The organism is Parvimonas sp. oral taxon 393 str. F0440 (assembly GCA_000223315.2).
GTDB lineage: Bacteria > Bacillota > Clostridia > Tissierellales > Peptoniphilaceae > Parvimonas.
Map to the genome: position 1 here is coordinate 520,068 of AFUS01000004.1, position 23,964 is coordinate 544,031.

The following is a 23,964-nucleotide window of genomic DNA, read 5'->3' on the forward strand; positions in this document are numbered from 1 at the left end:
TATGAGCAAAACAAATTTTAATGTTGAAGAAAAATTAAATAGACCTGTAATCGCACTTAGAGGACTTTGGATTTATCCTTATTCTGTTGTTCATTTTGATGCAGGAAGAAAAAAGTCAATAGATGCAATAGAGTCTGCATTAAAAAAGGATTCAATTTTAGTTGCTTTTACTCAAAAAGATATTAGGACAGAAGATCCCAAATCTGAAGATTTGTATGAAATGGGTACTGTCGTTATCGTTAAACAAATTTTAAAGATGAATAATGGAATTACAAGAGTTTTAGCTGAAGGGATTTGTAGATGTAGAGCAAAGAAGATTTATGATGATGGAAAATTTTTAACGGCAGATGTTGAAGAATTTTATTATGATGAGGTCGGAGAAGAAGTAGATTCTGAATTGGCAACTTTAAGAAATATGGTTGAAGTTGCATTTGAAGAATATACTGCAAAGAAAAGACATTTAGATGTTGATACTGAAATAAGTGTTCAAAATTCTTCAAATATGGATAAATTTACAAATAATGTAGCAAGTTATATAATGCGATTATCTGATGATGAACATTATGAAAACTTTAAAATTTTTGATATGAGAGAAAGACTTGAAAAGCTTTATGAAATTTTACAAAATTCCATAGAATTATCATTTTTGGAAGAAAGTTTATCCAGAAAAGTTTCATCAAGATTAAATAAAAATCAAAGAGAATACTATCTAAGAGAACAACTGAATGTAATAAAAGAAGAACTTGGAGAAGGAGAAGATATAAGCTCCGAATTGGATGAGTATGCCAATACTATAATGAGTTTTGGATTTGATGAAAATATTGAAGAAATGCTATTTAAGGAAATTAGAAAACTTTCAGAAATACCTTCAGGTTCTCCGGAAGGAAATGTAATTAGAAGTTATCTCGATAAAATAGTCGCATTGCCTTGGAAAAAATCTAAAAAAGAAAAATTGGATGTAGCTTATACAAGAAAGATTTTAGATAAAGACCATTTCGGACTTAAGGATGTTAAAGATAGAATTATTGAATCTATTGCTTTAAGAAAAATTTCTAATAATCAAAAAGGCTCAATAATTTGCTTAGTTGGACCTCCGGGAGTTGGTAAAACTTCTATTGCAAAATCTATCGCAAAATCTTTGAATAGAGAATTTGTTTCCATGCGTTTAGGTGGGCTTCATGATGAAAGTGAAATAAGAGGGCATAGAAGAACTTATGTAGGGGCAATGCCGGGTAAAATTTTAACTCTATTAGAACAATGTAAAGTTAATAATCCAGTTATGTTACTTGATGAGATAGATAAGGTTTCAAATGACTTTAGAGGAGATCCTTCAAGTGCATTACTTGAAGTTTTAGATCCTGAACAAAACAATAAGTTTACAGATAATTATATAAATATTCCTTTTGACCTTTCAAAAGTTATGTTTATAACTACTGCAAATACAACTTCTACAATTCCATCTCCATTACTTGATAGAATGGAAATTATTCCGGTTTCTAGCTATACTTATGACGAAAAAGAAAAATTGCTATCAATCATTTGATTCCAAAGGCATTTAAAAACTTTTCAATGACTAAGAAAATGCTTGACATAAAAGCTGATGCGGTAAGGGATATCATTAGATATTATACTAGAGAATCCGGTGTAAGAAACTTGGAAAGAATGATTGAAAAAATAATTAGAAAAGCTGCTGTAATTTTAGTTTCAAAAGAAAGTCAAAAAGTTACAGTTAATTCAAAAAATCTTGCTGATTTCTTAGGAAAGAAAAAATTCCACGATGATATTTTGGAAAAAGAAGATAAGGTTGGACTTGTAAACGGATTGGCTTGGACAGAAGTTGGTGGAGAACTTTTAACAATAGAAACCGATATTGTAAACGGAACCGGAAAAATTCAACTTACAGGACAACTTGGTGAAGTTATGAAAGAATCTGCAATGACTGCGATTTCATTTGTTAGAAGTAAAGCTGATAAATTTAATATCAAAGAAGATTTTTATAAGGAAAAAGATATACACATTCACGTTCCTGAAGGAGCAGTACCAAAAGATGGCCCTTCTGCTGGGATAACTATGACTACAGCAATAGTTAGTGCACTTACAAACAGAAAAGTAAATAGACAATTTGCAATGACAGGAGAAGTCACTTTAAGAGGAAGAGTTCTAGCGATAGGAGGACTTAAAGAAAAAATCCTTGCAGCAAATAGATATGGAATAAAAATATAATCATTCCAAAAGAAAATGAAGTTGATATTGATGAAATTCCTGAAGAAATTAGAGAAACATTAAAAATTTATACAGTTTCCGATGTTTGTGAAGTATTAGATTTAGTTTTAGAAAAAGAGGTGTAATGTGAAAATAATCTCAAGTGAATTAGAACAAATAGCTGCGATTATTTCACAGTATCCTGATTCTAATTTAAAAGAAGTTGCCTTTGCCGGCAGGAGTAATGTTGGGAAATCAAGTTTTATAAATGCTTTCATAAACAGGAAAAATTTAGCTAGAACCAGTTCCAAACCCGGGAAAACAAGAACTGTAAATTTCTATAAAATAAATAATTCATTTAGATTAGTGGATTTGCCGGGATATGGATATGCACAAGTTTCTAAAAGTGAAAAGGAAAAATGGGGAGTAATTATTGAAACCTACCTTTCAAACAGAGAAAATTTGTGTGAAGTTATTCTTATTGTAGATATTAGACATGCTCCTAGTAAGGAAGATGTTATGATGTATAACTGGCTTTTAGAATATGGATTTAGTGGTTATGTTATAGCAACTAAAGCTGATAAAATTTCTAAAGGACAATGGAATAAACATTTAAAAGTTGTTAGAGAAACTTTAGGAATAAAGGATATGAATTTAGTTATTCCATTTAGTTCAGATTCAAAAGCGAATTTAGAGGCAGTTCATAACAAAATAGAAGAAATATTAAGCTGTGAGTAATCACAGCTTTTTTAGTCTATATTTCTTGTTAATAGCATTAATTTAAGATTTATAATTGAATTAAAGCTAGTCCATACTATTGACTTTTTAACCTGTTTCTTCTAAAATAGTGCTATAAATATGATATTCTTTGAAAAGGTTATCCGTTGAGGAGGAGATATTATGAAAAAAATATGGAAAAATAATTTGAATATTTTGCTACCGCTTTTTGTAGTTATGTTTATTTATATTTCATTGGAAATAGGAGTTGCAATGTTTTTTGGTTATGTTATAGATTCAGCAAGTGGAGCAATAAATATGCAATTTTCTAAGGTTATGATTTATACTTTTGCTTTACTTATTACAGAGAGCGTTTTTAAATGGATTTATGAAGTTATGAGTTATAAATTTGTAGCAAAAATGTCTTTAGATACAAAGATTTACATATTTAATAATTTGATAAAACAAGATATTGAAAGTTTTTATAATAATGATGTAGGAGATAAGATTTCAATTCTTACTAATGATATTAATACAATAGAAACAGAGTATTTTAGAACATTTTTAAATTTAGTTAAATCAGGATTTTTGTTTCTTTTTGCCTTTGGGACAATTTTCTATGTTTCCTATCAAATGACGATTGCTTTAATGATATTGTCTATAATTTCATTTGTTTTTGGAAATATTCCAATGAAAAATTTAAAAACTTTTAAAGAGAAATTTTCAAATTCTCAAAGTGAATATACTGCAAGAACAAGCGAATATTTTAATGGTTATGAAACAATCAAAGTATTTGGACTAGAAAAATTTATTTCAAAAGTGTTTTATAATAACTCAAAAAATGTTTATGATAAAGGGCTTGCATATCAAAAAAGATATAGTTTAGTAACTATGATTTCATACTTTTTTGGAGGTTTTACATTTTTAGGTGGTTTTGTTTGTGGGGGATATTTAGCGTATAAAGGATTTATAACACTTGGACAAATGATTGTTTGTGTTCAACTTACAAATCATATTGTAAATCCTTTGATGTTTGCTATAGAATCTTATGGAAAATTTAAGTCTGTTGATAAAATATTAAATAAAATCGAAAATACTTTAATTTCAGAAGAAAATGTTGAAACAACAGAAATTAAAGACTTTAATAATAAGATTTCTTTAGAGGATGTTAGCTTTAAATATGATGATAAAAAAGTTTTGGAAAATATAACTTTTGATTTTGAAAAAGGCAAAAAATATGCTTTAGTAGGCTTATCAGGAAGTGGAAAATCAACTTTGATGAAGCTAATTTCAAAAAGAATTAAAGCGAATGAGGGAAAAATTTGTATAGATGGAACTGATTTGGATGAAATTTCAAGAAATTCTATTATAAATTTAATTTCAACAATTAATCAAAATGTATTTCTATTCAAAGGAAGTATTTATGATAATATAACATTATTTAGTAAAGATTATTCGGAAGAAAAGGTAAAAGATGTTATATTGAAAGCAGAACTTGGTAAATATTTGGATAGATTATATGACAAGGAATTAATTTCTGAAAACGCAAATAACTTATCAGGAGGAGAAAAACAGAGAATTTCAATTGCAAGATCTTTGATAAAGGATACAAAGATAATACTTGCTGACGAAATTTTATCAAGTTTGGATAATGAAATTGCATTTTCAATAGAAAAGGGACTACTTGAACTTGAAAATATAACATTGATTTCTGTAACACATAGATTAATAAAGGAAAATTTGAAACAATATGACAAAATATTGGTATTAAAAGATGGAAAAATAGAAGAAAAAGGTAATTTTGAAGAACTTATGAGTTTTGATTCATACTTTAAGAAGTTATATACAATTTCTGAAGTTGAAAATAATTAATTATAAAATTTTTGTAAAAAATAAATTGATAAAAAATATCAATTATATCTAAAAATCTATTGAAATATTTTTTTGTTGTGCTATTATGAGTATGTTGAAAATAAAAAAATGGAGGGAATAAATTATGGTAACAAATGAAATGATGAAAAATTTTAAAGAACGTTTTGAAAGCGATTTATCAAGCAAAGTAATTTCAAATGCAATTGCAAAAAATGGTATTCAAGATAGTTCAATTAATAATGATGCTTTAAGATTTCATAATTTTAAGTTTTCAGACAGCGTAAAGAAAGCTGAAATTACAAATCAAAAGAAATCAGGACGTTGTTGGATGTTTTCAGGGCTTAATGTTTTGAGATTAAAAGTTATGGAAAGACTTAATTTAAAAACTTTTGAATTTTCACAAGTTTATCTTTTCTTTATGGATAAAATGGAAAAATCAAATAATTTCCTAGAACTTATGATTGAACATATAGATGAGCCATTAGGATCAAGACTTATGGATAGTTTATTAGATTTAGGCGCTGATGATGGAAACTTTTTTGAATGTTTTGATGATTTGATTTCAAAACATGGTATTGTTCCTAAGTCAGTTATGCCGGAAACTTTCAGTTCATCTGATTCTGGTGCTTTTGTTGAACAAATCAATGTAAGATTGAAGAGAACTGCAATGAATATGAGAAAAGCACATTCAAATGGAGCTTCAGTTCAAGAATTAAAGAAATTAAAAGAAGAAACTCTTTATGAAGTTTATAATATTTGTACAAAAGTTTTAGGAAAATTACCGGAAACTTTTGATTTTGAATATACAGATAAAGACGATAAATTCCAAAAGATTACAAATTTAACTCCAAAAAAATTCTATGAAGAATATGTTGGAAATTACTTTGAAAATAAAGTTGATTTAATTGAAGATCCAAGAGGTAAGTATCCATTTGGTAAAAGAATAGAATTAAAATATTTTAAATCTGTTAGAGAAGGAAATCCTGTTGCTTCTTTAAATGTTCCTCAAGAAGACATTAAAAAAGCTATAATCGCATCTATAAAAGCTGGAGAAGCTGTGTGGTTTGCTTGTGATGTTATGAAGAACTGTGATAGAAAATTAGGTATAATGGATAAAGATTTATTTAATTATGATGAAACTTTAACAGAACTTGGAGAATTTTCTAAAGCTGACAGAATTGACTATAGATATACAGATTTAACTCATGCTATGACATTTGTAGGAGTTGATTTGGATGAAAATGGAAATCCAATTAAGTGGCAAGTTGAAAACTCTTGGGGAGATGAAGTTGGAGAAAAGGGAATATTCTCAATGAGCGACTCTTGGTTTACAAATGAAAACATTTCAGCAATAGTAGATAAAAAATTCGTTGATGAAAAATGGTTAAAAGGTTTAGAAGAAGAATCTATAAAGATTGAACCTTGGGAACCATATGCAATGATGTTAAAAAGATAGTTTTTAAGGAATTACTACGGTAATTCCTTTTTTTGGATTTTTAAATCTTTATAAGACTATTTTTTATTGTCAAATTATGTTAAAATAGTTTTGAAATATTAATTAAATAGGAGGTATTTATGACTAAAGATAATTTAGATTTAAAGTTTGGAGACTATAAATATATTCGTCCAGATTTTGAAAAACTTAGAACTGATATTAGAACTTTGACTCAAAGACTTGTAAATGCTAAAACGGTTGAAGAAGCTATTGAAACGTATAATGAACTTGATGAATTAAATTCAAATGCTGACAGTATGGTTGCTTTGGCTCATGTAAAAAATTCAATAGATACTAAAGATGAATTTTATGATAAAGAAATGCAATTTATTCAAGAAAATTCTCCGAAAATTGAAGAAGTTTTAGTTGAATATATTAGAGAATTTGTAAACAGTAAATTTAGAAAAGAGCTTGAAGAAAAGTTTGGAGTTTATTTATTCCAAAAATATGAAAATTATTTATTGACTTTTAATCCTTCAATTATGGATGATTTAGTTGAAGAAGCAAAGGTTGTTATGGAATATCAAAAACTTTTATCTTCTTGTTCAAAAGAATGGAATGGGGAACAATTAAATCTTACTCAGCTTGCTAAATACTCTCAAGATTCAGATGCAGATATCAGAAGAAAAGCTACAAATCTTATTTCAGAAGTTTATGAAGAACAAACTGAAAAATTAGATGAAATTTATGATAAGGTTGTTAAGATAAGAGATAGAATGGCTAAAAAGTTAGGATATAAAAACTTTATTGAGCTTGGTTATAAAAAAATGGGTAGAGTTGACTACAATGCAAAAGATGTTGAATCTTATAGAAAACAAATTGTAGAAACTATTGTTCCTATTTGTAATAAGTTAAGAGAAGAGCAAAGGAAGAGAATTGGTTTAGATAAACTTACTTTCTATGATGAACCTATTTTCTTTAAATCAGGGAACCCTGCACCACATGGAGAAAAAGACTGGATGCTTGAAAGAGCTGAAAAGATGTATAGTGAGTTATCTCCTGAAACAAAAGAATTTTTTAACTTTATGAAAACAAAAGATTTATTTGACTTGGATGCTAAGAGTACAAAAGCAGCAGGTGGATATTGTACTTATTTAAGAAATTGGAGAAGTCCTTTTATATTTGCCAATTTTAATGGAACAACTCATGACGTTGAGGTTTTAACTCATGAAGCGGGTCATGCTTTTCAAGTTTTTTCATCAAGAGATTATATTCCTGAATATACTTGGCCAGGAATGGAATCAGCAGAAATTCATTCAATGAGTATGGAATTTTTCACTTGGCCTTGGATGGATTTGTTCTTTGAAGAAGAAGCTGATAAATTTAGATATAAACATATAACTCACGCCTTGTTATTTTTACCTTATGGGGCATTAATTGATGAGTTCCAACATGTTGTATATGAAAATCCTGAACTAACTCCAAAACAAAGACGTGAAAAATATAGAGAATTAGAAAAGAAATATTTGCCATATAGAGATTATGATGGAATAAAGGTTCTTGAAGATGGTGGATTCTGGTTTAGACAAAGACATGTTTATCAAATGCCTTTCTATTATATAGATTATACTTTGGCTCAAGTATGTGCTTTCCAATTCTGGAATAAAGATAGAAAAGATCATAAAACTGCTTTTGCAGATTATTTAAGATTATGTAAAACAGGGGGAACAAAACCTTTCTTACAACTTCTTGAAGTAGCAAAATTAGAAAATCCATTTATAAATGGAACTATTAAAAAAGCTGTTGAACCGATAGAAGAATACTTAAATTCTGTTGACGCAAGTAAATTTTAAGTAAAATGTTAACTAAAAAACGCTCCGTCTGGAGCGTTTTTTAAACTTCTACTTCTTTTATATTTTCAATCATATTTTTATTTTCTTCTAAAATAGGATTAACTTCATTTTCTATAAATTCATCAACTTGAGAAGGACATCTTCCTATATATTTCATCGGATTAAGAACTTCATTAAGTTCATCTTTGCTCGTATCAAAGAAATCATCTTTTTCAATCAATTCTAATAGATTATTTTCTAGACCTTTTTCTTTTACATTTTTTCCTGCAATTTGTGAAAGTTCCCTAATTCTTTCGTGAAGTTCCTGTCTATCTCCACCTTTTTTTACTTGATTCATCATTATATTTTCACTAGCCATAAAAGGTAATTCAGCCATTAAATGTTTTTCAATTACTTTTTCATAAACTACCATACCATCAACTACATTTGCATAAAGCTCTAATATACCATCTACTGCCAAAAATCCTTGGGAAATTGAAAGTCTTTTATTCGCACTGTCATCTAAAGTTCTTTCAAACCATTGTGTTGCAAAAGTTATTGAAGGATTTATCACATTTGAAATAACAAAATTTGATAAGGCTCCAATTCTTTCTGATTTCATAGGATTTCTCTTATAAGGCATGGCAGAGGAACCTATTTGACTTTTTCCGAAAGGCTCTTCAATTTCTTTAAGATGTTGTAAAAGCCTTAAATCGTTTGAAAATTTATGAGCGGATTGTGCTATATTTGATAGTAAAAATAAAACCTTACTGTCAATTTTTCTTGTATAAGTTTGTCCAGTGACTGCAAAAACTCCTTTGAAGTTCATTTCTTTAGCTATGAAATCGTCAAGTTGTTTTACTTTTTCTTCATCATTATCAAAAAGCTCCATAAATGATGCTTGGCTTCCTGTTGTTCCTTTTGCTCCACGAAGTTTTAAGTTTTCCAATATGAAATTTAATTCTTCAAGGTCTATAAGTAAATCTTGCATATAGAGTGTTAATCTTTTTCCAACAGTTGTGGGTTGAGCGGCTTGAAAATGCGTATATGCCAAAGTTGGAATATTTTTATATTTTAGAGCATTTTTCTTTAATAAATTCAAAACATTTATAATTTTTTTCTTTATGATTAAAAGGGCTTCTTTCATAACTATAAGTTCAGTATTATCACCAACATAGCAACTTGTAGCTCCCAAATGAATAATCCCTTTTGCATTAGGACACTGAACTCCATAGGCATAAACATGACTCATTACATCGTGTTTTACAATTTTTTCTCTTTCTAAAGCAACATCAAAGTTAATATCATTCTTAAAGTTTTCTAGTTCTTTAATTTGCTCATCAGTTATATTTAAACCTAAATTTTTTTCTCCTTTTGCAAGAGTTATCCATAGTTTTCTCCAAGTTTTAAATTTAAAATCGTCAGAAAATATATAGCTCATTTCTTTACTTGAATATCTCTTTGTAAGTGGATTTGAATAAATGTCTTTCATAAAAAACTCCTCAATAATATTTTTTAATATTGTAAATCAATTTTATTCAAAATTATTTTTAACAGATAAGTTAAAAAATAATGGATAAAGATATACAACTATATTATATCATATCATAATTTTATTTTTATAACTATATTATTAAAAATAAAATTAAAAAATATATTCTTTTTTGATAATTATATCATATATTTTATTTATTTTAGATATATTAAGAGTTAATAAAAAAATAGTTGAAATAACCGATATTTGAGTTTACAATATATTTATAAATATGTTATAATAAATGAAGCTTTATGCTATTAATTAATAGGGGATACAAATTATTAATATATCAAAAAATTGTAAATTAATAATAATTTTGAATTAGGAGGTAATTTTAATGATAGATAATGAAGAAAAATAAAAATTGCGAAAAAGAAAAGAAAGAAAAGAAAAAGAAGAAAAGAAAATTTTATCATAATAACTGCTGTTTTCTTGGCACTTTTTGTCTTTTTAGGTGGTAAGTATGCCTTAAATATTTTTTACCAAAATAAAAATCAAACACAAAACAAAACAAATCAAACTGAACAAAATGAGTCGTCTGAAAATAATGCAAATGAAAAACAAACTGAAACTGAAAAAGAGACTGAACAAAATAACACTAACGGAATAGATTTTTCAGAATCCGGAAGTCATATAAAATCTGCGGATTCCTATGCTTATGATACTGCTGAAATTAGAGATTATATCATGAGTAAAAAAGAATATTCAGGAAAAAAAATGGTGTTTTTAACTTTTGATGACGGAGTTACTCCGGGTATTACAGATAAAGTTTTAGATGTGCTTAAAGAAAAACAAGTTCCTGCAACTTTCTTTATAGTTGGTAAAACTTTAAATGATCAAGCAAAGCCATATTTGGAAAGAGAATTAAAAGAAGGACATGGAATAGCTATTCACAGTTTTTCTCATGATTATAATAAATTGTATCCAAAGAGAGTTCCTAACACTGCTGTTATTAAGGAAGAAGCTGAAAAGACAATGTCCAGATTAAAAGAACTTTTAGGAGAAAATTTTAATACTGGAGTTTGGAGATATCCGGGTGGACATATGTCTTGGAAAGGACTTGATAGTCCTGGAAACGGAGATGAAACTCTAAAAAGTTTAGGTCTTGAATGGATTGATTGGAATAGTTTATCAGGAGATGCTGAACCACAAAAAGTTAGACCTACAAATAAAGAAGAAATGTTAAAATATGTAAAGACATCTTTAAGTTATTGGAAACAACAAAATGTAGTAGTTGTTTTAATGCATGATTCTCAAGGAAAGAATTTAACTGTTGAAACTTTACCAAGCATAATTGATTATTTCAAATCTAATGGTTATGAATTTGGTATTTTAAAATAGGTGAATTATGAATTATTTATTAATTGGAATTTTGATTATATTAGTTGTAATAGTAATTGTTTTGGTTTTGAAACTTTTAAAAAAATCAAATGATGAAATTATAACAGATGAAGATATTTTAAAATTAAAACTTAGTTTTTCAGATGAATTTAACAGACTGAGTGAAAAATTAAATGGAAATAACGAAAAAATTTCTAATCAACTGCTTGAATTTAAAAATTCCACTAATGATAATATTATAAAAGCTGGGAAAGAAAATATTGATTCTATTTTTAACTTCAATGATAAGTTGAAATCAGAGTTAAAAAATGACTTCTTAAATCTTACTGTTGTAGTTGAAGGAAGACTTGATAAAATAAATGAGAGTGTAGAAGTTAAGTTAGAAAAAAGTTTTGAAGATACTAAAAAGACATTTAGTAATGTAATGCAAAGTTTAGGAAGACTTGACGAAGCTCAAAAAAAGATGGAGTTTTTATCGAATAATGTTCAAAATTTAAATAATGTTTTGACTGATAAAAAAACTCGTGGAATTTTTGGAGAAGTACAATTGTATCAAGTTCTATCTTCGGCATTCGGAGATAATAATGAAATTTACCAAAAGCAATATAAGCTTTCAAACGGAATGATGGTAGATGCAGTTTTATTTGCACCTGAGCCTGTTGGAACTATTTGTATAGATAGTAAATTTCCGTTGGAAAATTATAGGAGAATTTTTGAAGATGTATCTGATAATAAGCAAGAAAATGAAAAAAATTTTGAACAAAATATAAAGAAGCACATTGATGATATTTCTTCAAAATATATAATAAAAAATGAAACAACAGATCAAGCGATTTTGTTTTTGCCCGCGGAAGCTATATTTGCATATCTTAATGCTTATATGCCTAAAATTATTGAGTATGCCTATTCAAGGCGAGTTTGGATTACATCTCCAACTACGATGATGGCAATACTTACAACAATACAAGCAGTATCTCAAAATTTAAAACAATCTCAATATGCATTAGAAATTCAAAAAGAATTGAACTCACTTTCTGATGAGTTTGAAAGATATGCTAAGAGATGGGAAACTCTAGAAAAAGATATAAACAAAGTAAGTAAAGATGTAAAAGATATTTTTACAACTTCTACAAAAATTACAAGACGATTTGATAATATAAAAAATGTTGAGGTCTTTGAAAAAGAAGATGTAGGAGAAGTTTTAAAAATTTCAGAATAAATTTTAAGAATGGGAGTATGTCAGGACAATCAGTTTTCTGTATACTGCCATTTTTTGTGTTTTTTTATGAAAATAATTTTAAATTTCAAAAAAGTTATATTTTTTGTTTAGACAAAATTTTAGAGGGTAGAAAATAATGGAGTTAGCTTTTCCTAGATGAATTTTTTTAATTTAATTAATACGATAAATACTCGTTTGTTAATTTGGAAGAGAGTGATTTATATTTTAATTAAACTTATCTAGATTAAATAACTCTAAAATTTTTAAATATTTTCATAAATTTAAATTATGAAATATTTTTTGGGGGTAAAAAATGAAGAAAAAAAGAATTGTTTCAGCAGTATGTTTAGCAACTATGATTTCTACAACAAGTGTATACTCAACTACTGCTGCAGAAAAATCAACAGTCCCGACGGATTCTCGGACTACAAATGTATCAAAGGCATCAGATAACGATGATCAAAAAGCTTTAAAAGCAAAAGAAGAGGCAAAAAAAGAATTAACTGTTTATGCAAATAGTATTATAGATAAAGTTAATTCAGACAGTTCTCTTACAACAGAAGAAAAGAAAGTAGCTGTTGACAAATTGAAAAAAGCCTTAGAAAGAGCTATAAACCAAGTTAATATCTTACATACTCATAAGTATGTTGATTTAATAAAAAGAGAGATGAAACAAAAGATTGATGAGGCTTCAATTGTTAAAAACAAAATCAAAGATGAATCTAAAAAAACTATTGATGAAGAGCTAAAAAAACGAATCAAAATCATAAATGAAGTTGATGAATCAACAAATGAAGAAAAAGGTATAGCGATTGAAAAAGCTAAAAAAGAAGCAGAAAAAGCTAAAATAAATATTGATAATGCTAAGACAAATGCGGAAGTTCAAAAGGCGAAGAATGACGGAGTTGCTGAAATTCATCATTCAAATCCTGAATCAAAAATAAAAGAAAATGCCAGAAAAGCTATTGACGCTGTTGCTAAGTCAAAAATAGAAAATTTTACTGCTGACACAAACGCAACGGAAGATGAAAGACAAAAAGCCATAAGGAATGTTGATGAAGAAGTTAGAATGGCTAAAGTTGCTATTGAAAATGCAAGAACAAAAAAGAAGTTGAAGATATAAAAAATAAATTTATCGAAAAATTAAAAATATAAACATTAACCAAAAATCAGTAAAAGAAGATGCTAAAAAAGAATTAACGGATTATGCTGAAAAATCCAAATCTAAAATTAATTCAGATTCAACTCTTATAGATGAAGAAAAGAAAGTTGCAGTTGAAAAAGTTGAAGATATTTTGAAAAAAGCATTGAATCAAATTGATAATATAGCACAGGATAATTTTATTGATACTGTTAAACGAAAAGTAAAAGAAGATATTGATAAAGCCGGTATAATTGAAAACAAAGCTAAAGATGTAGCTAAAAACTCCATTGATAAAGCAATACAAAAACAAATTGAAAAAATAAATTCCGAAAAAGATTCAACTAAAGAGGAAAAATATGAGTCTATAAACAAATTAAATGCTAGAGTTATGAAAGCAAAAATGACTATTGATAATGCAACAACAGCTAAAGCTGTTGAAAACGCAAAAAATGATGGCATTAAGAATATTGAACTTATAAAGGCGGAAACAAAAATCAAAAAACTTCTTAAAAAAGCTGTTGAAGATAAAGATGAAACAATAAAAATGGATGCTTTTAAAAATGCAAATAAGGAAAAACAGGATGCTTATCTTAAAGCGATAGAAGAAGGACAAAAGATTCTTGACGAACCTATGGCAACTAAAAAAGATGTTGAAGATGCCAATAAATCCATTGAGATTGCAAAGAAATCTTTAGATGGTAAAGCTATGGGGCAAGATAAAGGCAAAGACAAAGACAAAGACAAGGCTAAGGATAAAGATAATGGCAAAATAAAAGATAAGAGTAAAGATAACGGCAATTCAAAAGATAAGGCTAAAGATAATGGTAGTACTAAAGATAAGGACAAAGCTAAAGAACAAAATAGAACTAATGATTCTAATAAATCAAAAGGTTCAAAAGTTTCTAATACACAAAAGAAATCTAAAAGCAAATTACCGAAAACTTCTTATTCAAACGGAATTGTTGCCTACGGAATTTCAATTTTAGCAAGTGCATTTGGAGCTTTTTCAATTAGAAAAAAGAAGAAAGAAGATTAACGAATTTAATAAAATAGTTAATTACTATATTACAAATATTTTAAATGTAAAGGTAGTGTATCAAGACTAAAAAGATTGATATACTACCAATTTTTTTGTATTTTTATAATGCTTTTATAAGTCTGAAAAAAAGTAAAAAAAATTTCAAAAAAATTATAAAAAAGTATTGCAATAATAGAAATGATGTAGTATAATATATGGGTGCTCATATGCACACAACAGGCGTTGACGAAATAGGTTGCTCAAATTAATGGCTATTTTCCAGCCTTTGAGGTAATTATTTCTGAGTATGTCGAACTAGATTTCGGCGACAGGTCGCCGTATTTTTTAGAAGTGAAAATGGAACACACGGATGAGTTGATACGGAAGACCTAGTTGCATGATGCCAAAACATGCGAAATAAGGAGGTAAAAAAATTGGCAAACAAACAAAAAATCAGAATTAGATTAAGAGCTTATGATCATGAATTAATCGATAGCTCAGCACAACAAATAGTGGAATCTGCAAAGAGAACTGGTGCAGAAGTGTCAGGACCTATTCCACTACCAACAGAAAAGGAAATCATTACAATCTTAAGAGCTGTTCACAAATACAAAGATAGTAGAGAACAATTCGAACAAAGAACACATAAAAGACTTATTGATATCCTAAATCCTAACCAAAAAACTTTGGAAAGTTTAAAGAAATTAAATCTTCCAAGTGGTGTAGATATCGAAATTAAGTTATAAATCTTAGAATGATTGTAAAATCAATCCGCTGTAAGTAATAGGAGGTGTACTCAATGAAGAGTATTTTAGGTAAGAAAATTGGAATGACTCAAATATTTGCTGAAGATGGTTCAGTTATTCCGGTAACAGTTGTTGAAGCGGGCCCTATGTTCGTTACACAAGTTAAAACTGTTGAAAATGATGGCTATAATGCAATCCAATGTGGATATGTAGACAAAAAAGAAAAGAAGGTTACAAAACCTCTTAAAGGACATTTCGATAAAGTAAGTGTTGGATATAAGAGATTTGTAAGAGAATTCAGATTAAACGAAGGCGAAACTTTTGAAACTGGACAAGAAATTAAAGTTGACTTATTTGCTGAGGGAGATAAAGTTGATGTTATCGGAACTTCAAAAGGTAAAGGTACTCAAGGTGCTATTAAGAGATGGAATTACGGAAGAGGTCCTGAAGGACATGGTTCTAAATCTCACAGAGTAGCCGGGGCTAGAAGTGCTGGTACTTATCCGGGTAGAGTACTTAAAGGTAGAAAAGCAAGTGGAAAAACAGGAAATGAAAAGAGTACTGTTCAAAATCTTGTTGTTGTAAAAGTTGACGTTGAAAAGAACCTAATTCTTGTAAAAGGTGCTATTCCAGGACCTAAAGGTGGTTTAGTAACAGTTAGAGAAGCGGTTAAAAGATAGTTTAAGGAGGATAAATAATGCCTAAGGTTAATGTTTATAACCAACTTGGAGAAGTTGTTGGTGATATAGAATTAAACGAAGCTATTTTTGGTATTGAAGTTAATGAACATGTTGTTTATGAAGTAGTAAAGAACCATTTAGCTAATAGAAGACAAGGCACTCAATCTGCTAAGACTCGTGCAGAAGTACGTGGAGGCGGAAGAAAACCTTGGAGACAAAAAGGTACTGGTCGTGCTAGACAAGGTAGTATAAGAGCTCCTCAATGGAAAGGTGGCGGAGTGGTATTCGCACCAAAACCAAGAAGCTACAGATACTCAGTTCCTAAGAAAGTAAGAAGACTTGCTATGAAATCAGTTCTTACTTCAAAAGTTCTTGAAGGAGAATTAAGAATTTTAGATGCTTTAACAGTTGATGCATTTAGCACTAAGAAAGCAAAAGAAATTTTGAAAAATTTAAGTTTAGAAACAAAAACTATGATAGTTTTACCGGAAGGAAATGACATGATTGTTAAATCATTCGCAAACCTTCCAAAAGTTGAAACTGTTGTTGTAGATTATATGAATGTTTACGATTTAATGAGATTTGATAATCTTGTAATTGTAAAAGATGCCTTATCAAAAATTGAGGAGGTGTATGCATAATGACAGCATATGATATTATTATTAAACCAGTTGTAACTGAACGTTCAATGGAAAATATGGAATCAAAAAGATACACTTTCAAAGTTGATACTAGGGCTAATAAATCAGAAATAAAAAAGCCGTAGAAACAATTTTTGGTGTAAAAGTTAAACAAGTAAATACAATGAATATTACTGGTAAGAAAAAAAGAATGGGAGCTAATGTTGGCAAAAGACCTGATTGGAAAAAAGCCATTGTTACTCTTACAGAAGATTCAAAAGAAATTGAATTTTTTGAAAGTATTTAATATAGGAGGTAATATTAATGGCTATTAGAAAGTATAAACCAACTTCTGCTGGTGTACGTGGAATGAGCGTTTTAACTTTTGATGAAATAACTAAGACTAAACCTGAAAAGTCATTATTAGTTTCTTTATCAAAATCAGGCGGAAGAAATTCATTAGGTAGAGTTACCGTTAGACATAGAGGTGGCGGTGCTAAAAGAAAATATAGAATAATAGATTTTAAAAGAAATAAAGATGGAGTACCTGGAAAAGTTGCTTCTATCGAATACGATCCAAACAGAACTGCTAATATAGCATTAATCCACTATTTAGATGGAGAAAAGAGATATATCTTAGCTCCAGAAGGATTAAAAGTTGGAGATAAAATTGAATCAGGAGAAAATGCAGATATCGTAATCGGTAATGCATTAAAATTAAAAGACATTCCTGTTGGTACAAATGTTCATAATGTTGAGTTAAAACCTGGAAAAGGTGGACAACTTGTAAGAAGTGCTGGATCTGAAGCTCAATTAATGGGTAAAGAAGGAAAATTTGCACAATTAAGATTACCTTCAGGTGAATTTAGATTAGTTCATTTAGAATGTAGAGCTACTGTTGGACAAGTTGGTAATTTAAGTCATGAACTTATAACTATCGGTAAAGCGGGAAGATCAAGACATATGGGTAAGAGACCTCATGTTAGAGGATCTGCAATGAACCCAGTAGATCACCCTCACGGTGGTGGGGAAGGTAGAACTCCTGTTGGACGTCCAGCACCTTCAACTCCTTGGGGTAAACCAGCTTTAGGACTTAAGACTAGAAAGAAAAATAAAAAGTCTAATAAGTTCATAGTAAGAAGAAGAACTAAAAACTAATTAAGGAGGAAAACAAATGGGTAGATCTCTTAAAAAAGGACCATTTTGTGATGATCATCTTTTAAAGAAAATAGATGCATTAAATAGTGCAGATGAAAAAAAAGTTGTAAAAACTTGGTCAAGAAGAAGTACAATTTTTCCACAATTTGTTGGACATACTATAGCTGTTCATGACGGAAGAAAGCACTTACCAATATATATTACTGACGATATGGTAGGACATAAACTTGGAGAGTTCGTTTTAACTAGAACTTACAAGGGTCATGTTGGCAAAAACGAAAAAATAGTAAAGTAAGATAATAGATAAGGAGGAGATAACATGCAAGCTAAAGCAATTGCAAAATATCAAAGAATTTCACCTCTTAAAGTAAACTTTATTTGTAGAGAAATAAGAGGAAAGCATGTAGATGAAGCTTTATCTATTCTAAGATTCACTCCTAAAGCGGGTGCTAGATTATTAGAAAAGGTATTAAAATCAGCTGTTGCTAATGCAGAAAATAATCATAATTTAGATAGAAAAGACCTTTATGTATTAGAAGCTTATGCAAATGATGCTCCAGTTATGAAAAGATGGAGACCAAAGGCTAAAGGTTCAGCTTACCCAATTTTGAAAAGATCAAGTCATATTGGTGTAACGGTAGCAGAAAGATAGTATAAGGAGGATAAAAAATGGGTCAAAAAGTTAATCCTCATGGGTTAAGAGTTGGAATAATAAAAGATTGGGACTCAAGATGGTTTGCCGATAAAAAAGAATTTGGTAATTTATTAGTAGAAGACCACAATATTCGTAAACTTGTTAAAAAAGAGGTAGCTCTTTCAGGAGTACCGAAAGTTGAAATAGAAAGATCAGCAAATAGAGTAAAGGTAACAGTTTTTACTGCTAAACCTGGAATGGTAATTGGAAAATCAGGTGCTGGTGTTGAAGAATTAAGAGTTAAGATTGAAAAATTAACTGGTAAAAAAGTAATTGTTAATGTTGAAGAAGTTAAGAGACCTGATTTAAGCGCTCAATTAGTTGCTGAAAACATTGCTGGACAATTAGAAAGACGTGTATCTTTTAGACGTGCTATGAAACAAGCTATGCAAAGATCATTAAAATCAGGAGCAAAAGGAATTAAAACTGCTGTTTCTGGAAGACTTGGTGGAGCTGATATGGCTAGAACTGAAGGATATTCTGAAGGAACAATTCCTCTACAAACTTTAAGAGCAGACATTGAATATGGATTTGCTGAAGCTGATACAACTTATGGAAAATTAGGCGTAAAAGTTTGGTTATACAAAGGAGAAGTTCTTCCTGGAATGAAAGCTGCAGTTATTGAAGAAAAACCTGCAAAAAAAGATAGAAGAAACAAGAAAGACAATAAGAAAAGATTTAATAAAACTGGTGCTAAGAAAGAAGCTTAGTTGCCGGAAGGAGGAAAGAGTCTATGTTAATGCCTAAGAGAGTAAAATATCGTAGAGTTCATAGAGGCAGAATGACTGGTAAAGCTCTAAGGGGAAATACAATTTCTTATGGAGAATTTGCAATTCAAGCATTAGAACCTTGCTGGATGACTGCAAACCAAATTGAATCTGCAAGACGTGCGATGACAAGATATATAAAAAGAGGCGGTAAGATCTGGATTAAAGTATTCCCTGATAAGCCTGTTACTAAAAAGCCTGCTGAAGTAAGAATGGGTTCTGGTAAAGGAGCTCCTGAATACTGGGTAGCAGTTGTTAAGCCAGGTAGAGTATTATTTGAAATGAGTGGAGTTCCAGTTGAAGTAGCTAGAGAAGCTATGAGACTTGCTGCACATAAACTACCTGTAAAGACTAAATTTATAACTCGTGAGATGAAGGAAGGTGAAGCTAATGAAAATTAAAGAAATTCGCCAAATGAATGATAGTGATTTACAAGCAAAATTAAAAGATTTAAAAGTAGAATTATTTAATTTACGTTTTCAATTAGCCACTGGACAATTAGAAAATCCTATGAGAATTGGTGGCATTAGAAAAGATATAGCTCGTGTTAAGACTATTATCAGAGAACGTGAGCTTAATGCTGGAAAGGAGGCTTAATACTATATGGAAAGAAATAGTAGAAAAGTCATAATAGGAAATGTAGTTTCTAATAAAATGGATAAGACTATTGTTGTAGAAGTTGCAACTTTTGTATCTCACCCACTTTATAAAAAACAAATGAAAAAGACTACAAAATTTAAAGCACATGATGAAAATAACGAATGTTTAATTGGTGATAGAGTTAAAATTATGGAAACAAGACCTCTTTCAAGAGAAAAGAGATGGAGACTTGTTGAGATACTTGAAAGAGTAAAATAATTTTCATCTGGAAAGGAGTATCGTATGATTCAAACAGAAAGTCGTTTAAAAGTTGCTGACAACTCTGGCGCTAAAGAACTTCTTGTTATCAGAGTACTTGGTGGTACTAATAAGAAATATGCAAAAGTTGGCGATATAGTAGTTTGTACTGTTAAAAGTGCTACACCAGGTGGAGTTGTTAAGAAAAGTGACGTTGTAAAAGCGGTAATTGTTAGAACAACAAATAGTATAAAGAGAAATGATGGAAGCTACATTAGATTTGATGATAATGCAGCGGTAATTATAAAAGATGATAAGAACCCAGTTGGTACAAGAATTTTCGGTTCAGTTACAAGAGAGCTTAGAGCTGGTAACTTTATGAAAATTATATCTCTTGCACCTGAAGTATTATAATAGGAGGTGTTAGAATGAAAATTAAATCTGGAGATACTGTTATTGTAATTGCAGGAAAAGATAAAGGAAAAACTGGAAAAGTACTTAAAACTTTAGTTAAAGAAAATAGAGTAATAGTTCAAGGAGTAAACATTCAAACTAAACACAAGAAAGCTAAGAGTCCTAAAGATGAAGCTGGCTTATTAAAAATTGAAGGAAGTATTGATGTTTCAAATGTAATGTACTTTGACACTAAAGTAAATAAACCTTCTAGAATTGGTTATTCTCTTGAAGGAGATAAAAAAGTTAGAATCAGTAAAAAAAGTGGTTCAAAAATAGATAAATAGTTGAAAGGAGGAATCTTAAGTGACTTCCAGAATGCAAGTTAAATATAAAGAAGAAATAGTTTCTGCTTTAATGGAACGTTTTAAATATAAAAATATTATGGAGGTTCCTAAACTTAATAAGATAGTTATCAACATTGGTTTAGGTTCAGCTAAAGATAATCCAAAAGTTTTAGAAAGCGCTTTAAGAGATTTGGAAATTATTTCAGGTCAAAAGCCTGTAATAACTACTGCTAAAAAATCAATTGCAAATTTCAAATTAAGAGAAGGTATGAAAATTGGTACTAAAGTAACTCTTAGAGGAGAAAAAATGTATGATTTTCTAGATAGATTGGTTAATATTGCTCTTCCACGTGTAAGAGACTTTAGAGGTGTTAGCGCATCAAGCTTTGATGGAAGAGGAAATTACGCATTAGGTATAAAAGAACAATTAATATTCCCAGAAATTGTATATGATATGATTGATCAAATAAGAGGAATGGATATTATAATAGTTACTACTGCTAAGACTGATGAAGAGTCTAAAGCACTTTTAGAGCTATTAGGAATGCCTTTTAAAAAGTAGTAGGGGGAGAAATTTAATGGCTAAAAAATCAATGGTACAACGTGAATTAAAACGTCAAAAGTTAGTTGAAAAATATGCTGCAAAACGTGCAGAATTAAAAGCCAAAGGGGACTATGTTGGATTAAGCAAATTACCAAGAAATGCTTCACCAACTCGTTTACACAATCGTTGTAAAATAACTGGACGTCCTCATGGATACATTGGAAAATATGGAATCAGCCGTATTGTGTTCCGTGAATTAGCTTACAAGGGAGAAATTCCTGGCGTTAAAAAGGCTAGTTGGTAATATTAAATAAAGGAGGAAGCTTATATGATGACTGATCCTATAGCAGATATGCTTACAAGAATTAGAAATGGTAATAATGCAAGACATTCATCTGTTGAAATACCTGCATCAAAAATGAAAAAGAATCTTGTACAGATTTTATTAGATGAAGGTTTTATTGAAGGATATAATGTAATTGAAGATGACAAACAAGGAATCATCACAGTTGACTTAAAATATGGAAAAAACAACGAAAAAGTTATTTCAGGACTTAAGAGAATTTCAAAACCGGGTTTAAGAGTTTATGCTAGAAGCCATGAAATTCCTAAAGTTTTAGGAGGACTTGGAATTGCAATTATCTCAACATCAAAGGGAGTTGTAACTGATAAAGTTGCTAGAAAAGAAGGTATTGGTGGAGAGGTTCTTTGTTACGTTTGGTAACATGTTTAAGGATTAAAACTAAGGAGGTAAACCAATGTCAAGAATTGGATTAAAACCAATTGTTGTTCCTGCTGGAGTTGAGGTAATCTTAGGTGAAGAAAACTTTGTTGAAGTAAAAGGACCTAAAGGAAAATTAGCTCAACAATTATGCAGTGAAATGAACATTAAGATAGAAGGAGATACAATAAATATAGAACGTCCTTCTGAAATAAAAAGACATAAATCACTTCATGGTTTAACAAGAACTCTTCTTGCTAACATGATTGAAGGTGTTTCAAAGGGATTTACTAAAACTTTGATTATAGAAGGAACTGGATATAGAGCAGCTAAGGCTGGAAACAAATTAACTTTAAACTTAGGATATTCTCATCCAATTGAAATATTAGATCCAGAAGGAATTACTGTAGAAGTTCCTGAACCTACTAAGATAGTGATTAATGGTATAGATAAACAAAAACTTGGAAACTTTGCAGCTAATATTCGTGCTCATAGAAGACCTGAACCATACAAAGGTAAAGGTGTAAGATATGAAGGAGAATACATCAGACGTAAAGTTGGTAAGACTGGTAAATAGAAAGGAGTGAAATTTAATGTTAAAGCAAATTAACAAAAATGAAAATAGAAAAGCAAGACATGCTAGAGTAAGAAAAAAAGTTTCTGGAACTCCTGAAAAACCAAGATTAAATTTATATAGAAGTAATACTAATATATATGCTCAAATTATAGACGATACTAAAGGTGTAACTTTAGTTTCAGCTTCAACTTTAGATAAAGAATTCGCTTCATTAGAATCAAAATCAAATAAAGAAGCTGCTAAGGCTGTAGGTCTTGCAATTGGCAAAAAAGCAGTTGAAAAAGGCATTACAGAAGTAGTTTTTGATAGAAGTGGATATTTATATCACGGAAAAGTTAAAGAGTTAGCTGAAGGTGCCAGAGAAGCTGGACTTAAATTTTAGTATCAGGAGGGTAATTAATGGAACTTTTAATTAAAGAAGTAGAAGGATTAGAATTAGAAGAAAGAGTAGTTGCCATCAACCGTGTTACTAAAGTAGTAAAAGGTGGTAGAAACTTTAGATTTAGTGCTCTTGTAGTAGTAGGAGATGGAAACGGACATGTTGGTGTTGGTGTTGGTAAAGCACTTGAAGTTCCTGAAGCTATTAGAAAAGGTGTACAAGATGCTAAGAAACATGTAATTAGAGTACCTCTTGTAAACACTACAATTCCTCATGAAATTGTTGGAGTTTTTGGAGCTGGTAGAGTTTTATTAAAACCTGCTGGAGCCGGTACTGGAGTTATCGCTGGTGGTCCTGTTCGTGCGGTTTGTGAACTTGCAGGAATTAAAGATGTAAGAAGTAAGTCTTTAGGAACTACTAATGCTAGAAATATAGTTAATGCAACTATGGAAGGGTTAAAGAATCTTAAGAGAGCTGAAGATATAGCTAGATTAAGAGGAAAATCCGTAGAAGAAATATTAGGTTAAGGGGGGCTTTTAAAATGGCAAAGCTCAAAATAACACTTAAAAAGAGTAAAATTGGTAGAATAGAAAAACATATTAAAAATGTTGAAGCTTTAGGTTTAAAAAAAGTTGGTCAAACAGTTGTTAAGGAAGATACTCCATCAATTAGAGGTATGATCAATAAAATAAGTTTTATGCTTGAAGTTGAAGAAATTTAAGGAGGTATAAAGCGTGAAGTTACATGATTTAAGACCTGCTGAAGGTGGAGGCTCAAAAGCAAAAAAGAGACTTGGTAGAGGTTACGGTTCTGGACTTGGTAAATACGGCGGTAAAGGACGTGACGGTCAAAATTCAAGATCAGGCGGTGGAGTAAGACCTGGATTTGAAGGTGGACAAATGCCACTATTTAGAAGACTTCCAAAAAGAGGTTTTACAAATATTTTTGCTAAAGAATATGCAGAAGTAAATGTAGAACAATTAAATATTTTTGAAGATGGTACAGAAGTTACTGAAGAATTAATATTTGAAGTTAATTTAGCTAAAAAAGCTAAGGCAAAAGATGGTGTTAAGATTTTAGGTAATGGAGAATTAACTAAAAAATTGACTGTATCTTGCAGTAAATTTACAAAGAGTGCTATCGAAAAAATTGAGAGCACTGGAGGAAAGGTAGAGGTGATCTAA

29 protein-coding genes and 2 pseudogenes are annotated in these 23,964 nt (G+C 29.7%); 30 read left to right on the forward strand and 1 reads right to left on the reverse strand.

What is annotated here, in order from left to right:
• The first annotated feature begins 1 nt into the window (after nt 1).
• The 5 genes and pseudogenes from lon (at nt 2) to HMPREF9127_RS03515 (ending at nt 8,079) form a co-directional block, all read left to right on the forward strand.
• Nucleotides 2–2,348: pseudogene (gene lon / locus HMPREF9127_RS03495) on the forward strand (endopeptidase La).
• 1 nt (nt 2,349) lies between these two features.
• Nucleotides 2,350–2,940 (forward strand): ribosome biogenesis GTP-binding protein YihA/YsxC, encoded by a 591-nt coding sequence (gene yihA, locus HMPREF9127_RS03500; protein ID WP_009448310.1) that lies wholly within the window; start codon nt 2,350–2,352, stop codon nt 2,938–2,940.
• Nucleotides 2,941–3,102: 162 nt separating this feature from the next.
• On the forward strand, nt 3,103–4,791 hold the full coding sequence (locus HMPREF9127_RS03505; protein WP_009448127.1) for an ABC transporter ATP-binding protein: 1,689 nt from the start codon (nt 3,103–3,105) through the stop codon (nt 4,789–4,791).
• Nucleotides 4,792–4,915: 124 nt separating this feature from the next.
• Nucleotides 4,916–6,247 carry a C1 family peptidase gene (locus HMPREF9127_RS03510; protein WP_004833635.1) on the forward strand — a complete coding sequence of 444 codons (1,332 nt, stop codon included), beginning with the start codon at nt 4,916–4,918 and terminating at the stop codon, nt 6,245–6,247.
• A 119-nt stretch (nt 6,248–6,366) separates the two neighbouring features.
• On the forward strand, nt 6,367–8,079 hold the full coding sequence (locus HMPREF9127_RS03515) for a M3 family oligoendopeptidase (protein ID WP_009448384.1): 1,713 nt from the start codon (nt 6,367–6,369) through the stop codon (nt 8,077–8,079).
• 40 nt (nt 8,080–8,119) lie between these two features.
• Here HMPREF9127_RS03515 and purB read toward each other — a convergent pair whose 3' ends face one another.
• A complete protein-coding gene (gene purB / locus HMPREF9127_RS03520; RefSeq protein ID WP_009448060.1) occupies nt 8,120–9,550 on the reverse strand; it encodes an adenylosuccinate lyase in 1,431 nt (476 codons plus the stop codon).
• A gap of 477 nt (nt 9,551–10,027) precedes the next feature.
• Between purB and HMPREF9127_RS03525 the strand changes: the two genes are divergently transcribed.
• The 25 genes and pseudogenes from HMPREF9127_RS03525 to rplO all read left to right on the forward strand — a co-directional run bounded on the left by HMPREF9127_RS03525 (nt 10,028) and on the right by rplO (nt 23,964).
• Nucleotides 10,028–10,936, forward strand: coding sequence for a polysaccharide deacetylase family protein (locus tag HMPREF9127_RS03525; protein WP_009447983.1), 909 nt, complete (start codon nt 10,028–10,030; stop codon nt 10,934–10,936).
• A 7-nt stretch (nt 10,937–10,943) separates the two neighbouring features.
• Nucleotides 10,944–12,155 carry a DNA recombination protein RmuC gene (locus tag HMPREF9127_RS03530; protein WP_009447981.1) on the forward strand — a complete coding sequence of 404 codons (1,212 nt, stop codon included), beginning with the start codon at nt 10,944–10,946 and terminating at the stop codon, nt 12,153–12,155.
• A gap of 313 nt (nt 12,156–12,468) precedes the next feature.
• Nucleotides 12,469–13,278 (forward strand): DUF1542 domain-containing protein, encoded by an 810-nt coding sequence (locus tag HMPREF9127_RS03535; protein WP_009447842.1) that lies wholly within the window; start codon nt 12,469–12,471, stop codon nt 13,276–13,278.
• A gap of 34 nt (nt 13,279–13,312) precedes the next feature.
• The gene (locus HMPREF9127_RS08350) at nt 13,313–14,335 is read left to right on the forward strand and encodes a DUF1542 domain-containing protein (protein ID WP_255261704.1); all 1,023 of its coding nucleotides are present in this window, start codon (nt 13,313–13,315) and stop codon (nt 14,333–14,335) included.
• A 416-nt stretch (nt 14,336–14,751) separates the two neighbouring features.
• Entirely contained in the window at nt 14,752–15,063 is a 312-nt protein-coding gene (gene rpsJ / locus HMPREF9127_RS03545) for a 30S ribosomal protein S10 (protein ID WP_009354283.1), read from the forward strand.
• A 53-nt stretch (nt 15,064–15,116) separates the two neighbouring features.
• On the forward strand, nt 15,117–15,743 hold the full coding sequence (rplC, locus tag HMPREF9127_RS03550) for a 50S ribosomal protein L3 (protein WP_009448353.1): 627 nt from the start codon (nt 15,117–15,119) through the stop codon (nt 15,741–15,743).
• Between the two features lie 17 nt (nt 15,744–15,760).
• On the forward strand, nt 15,761–16,384 hold the full coding sequence (gene rplD / locus HMPREF9127_RS03555) for a 50S ribosomal protein L4 (protein ID WP_009448361.1): 624 nt from the start codon (nt 15,761–15,763) through the stop codon (nt 16,382–16,384).
• Nucleotides 16,381–16,670 (forward strand): annotated as a pseudogene (gene rplW / locus HMPREF9127_RS03560) (50S ribosomal protein L23). Before rplD ends, rplW begins: the two are co-directional and overlap by 4 nt.
• 17 nt (nt 16,671–16,687) lie before the next feature.
• Entirely contained in the window at nt 16,688–17,521 is an 834-nt protein-coding gene (gene rplB, locus HMPREF9127_RS03565) for a 50S ribosomal protein L2 (RefSeq protein WP_009448235.1), read from the forward strand.
• 16 nt (nt 17,522–17,537) lie between these two features.
• Nucleotides 17,538–17,816 (forward strand): 30S ribosomal protein S19, encoded by a 279-nt coding sequence (gene rpsS, locus HMPREF9127_RS03570; RefSeq protein WP_009448472.1) that lies wholly within the window; start codon nt 17,538–17,540, stop codon nt 17,814–17,816.
• 24 nt (nt 17,817–17,840) lie between these two features.
• On the forward strand, nt 17,841–18,173 hold the full coding sequence (gene rplV / locus HMPREF9127_RS03575) for a 50S ribosomal protein L22 (protein ID WP_004833617.1): 333 nt from the start codon (nt 17,841–17,843) through the stop codon (nt 18,171–18,173).
• 17 nt (nt 18,174–18,190) lie between these two features.
• Nucleotides 18,191–18,925, forward strand: coding sequence for a 30S ribosomal protein S3 (gene rpsC / locus HMPREF9127_RS03580; RefSeq protein ID WP_009447956.1), 735 nt, complete (start codon nt 18,191–18,193; stop codon nt 18,923–18,925).
• A 23-nt stretch (nt 18,926–18,948) separates the two neighbouring features.
• Nucleotides 18,949–19,383, forward strand: a complete 435-nt coding sequence (gene rplP / locus HMPREF9127_RS03585; RefSeq protein ID WP_009447853.1) for a 50S ribosomal protein L16 — start codon at nt 18,949–18,951, stop codon at nt 19,381–19,383.
• The gene (gene rpmC / locus HMPREF9127_RS03590) at nt 19,373–19,579 is read left to right on the forward strand and encodes a 50S ribosomal protein L29 (RefSeq protein ID WP_009448199.1); all 207 of its coding nucleotides are present in this window, start codon (nt 19,373–19,375) and stop codon (nt 19,577–19,579) included. The genes rplP and rpmC overlap by 11 nt, the downstream gene beginning before the upstream one ends.
• A gap of 6 nt (nt 19,580–19,585) precedes the next feature.
• Entirely contained in the window at nt 19,586–19,840 is a 255-nt protein-coding gene (gene rpsQ, locus HMPREF9127_RS03595) for a 30S ribosomal protein S17 (RefSeq protein ID WP_004833613.1), read from the forward strand.
• A 24-nt stretch (nt 19,841–19,864) separates the two neighbouring features.
• Nucleotides 19,865–20,233 (forward strand): 50S ribosomal protein L14, encoded by a 369-nt coding sequence (gene rplN / locus HMPREF9127_RS03600; RefSeq protein WP_009372516.1) that lies wholly within the window; start codon nt 19,865–19,867, stop codon nt 20,231–20,233.
• A gap of 14 nt (nt 20,234–20,247) precedes the next feature.
• Nucleotides 20,248–20,559, forward strand: a complete 312-nt coding sequence (rplX, locus tag HMPREF9127_RS03605) for a 50S ribosomal protein L24 (RefSeq protein ID WP_009448209.1) — start codon at nt 20,248–20,250, stop codon at nt 20,557–20,559.
• Between the two features lie 19 nt (nt 20,560–20,578).
• Nucleotides 20,579–21,121 carry a 50S ribosomal protein L5 gene (rplE, locus tag HMPREF9127_RS03610; protein ID WP_009372736.1) on the forward strand — a complete coding sequence of 181 codons (543 nt, stop codon included), beginning with the start codon at nt 20,579–20,581 and terminating at the stop codon, nt 21,119–21,121.
• A gap of 16 nt (nt 21,122–21,137) precedes the next feature.
• On the forward strand, nt 21,138–21,407 hold the full coding sequence (gene rpsN / locus HMPREF9127_RS03615) for a 30S ribosomal protein S14 (protein ID WP_004833609.1): 270 nt from the start codon (nt 21,138–21,140) through the stop codon (nt 21,405–21,407).
• A 24-nt stretch (nt 21,408–21,431) separates the two neighbouring features.
• On the forward strand, nt 21,432–21,827 hold the full coding sequence (rpsH, locus tag HMPREF9127_RS03620) for a 30S ribosomal protein S8 (RefSeq protein WP_004833608.1): 396 nt from the start codon (nt 21,432–21,434) through the stop codon (nt 21,825–21,827).
• 34 nt (nt 21,828–21,861) lie between these two features.
• Complete coding sequence (gene rplF / locus HMPREF9127_RS03625; protein WP_009448074.1) at nt 21,862–22,401, forward strand: 50S ribosomal protein L6; 540 nt, start codon at nt 21,862–21,864, stop codon at nt 22,399–22,401.
• A 16-nt stretch (nt 22,402–22,417) separates the two neighbouring features.
• The gene (gene rplR, locus HMPREF9127_RS03630) at nt 22,418–22,783 is read left to right on the forward strand and encodes a 50S ribosomal protein L18 (protein WP_009447719.1); all 366 of its coding nucleotides are present in this window, start codon (nt 22,418–22,420) and stop codon (nt 22,781–22,783) included.
• 17 nt (nt 22,784–22,800) lie between these two features.
• The gene (gene rpsE, locus HMPREF9127_RS03635) at nt 22,801–23,307 is read left to right on the forward strand and encodes a 30S ribosomal protein S5 (RefSeq protein WP_009448001.1); all 507 of its coding nucleotides are present in this window, start codon (nt 22,801–22,803) and stop codon (nt 23,305–23,307) included.
• 14 nt (nt 23,308–23,321) lie between these two features.
• Complete coding sequence (gene rpmD, locus HMPREF9127_RS03640) at nt 23,322–23,501, forward strand: 50S ribosomal protein L30 (protein WP_009448452.1); 180 nt, start codon at nt 23,322–23,324, stop codon at nt 23,499–23,501.
• A 13-nt stretch (nt 23,502–23,514) separates the two neighbouring features.
• Nucleotides 23,515–23,964 (forward strand): 50S ribosomal protein L15, encoded by a 450-nt coding sequence (gene rplO / locus HMPREF9127_RS03645; protein ID WP_009447828.1) that lies wholly within the window; start codon nt 23,515–23,517, stop codon nt 23,962–23,964.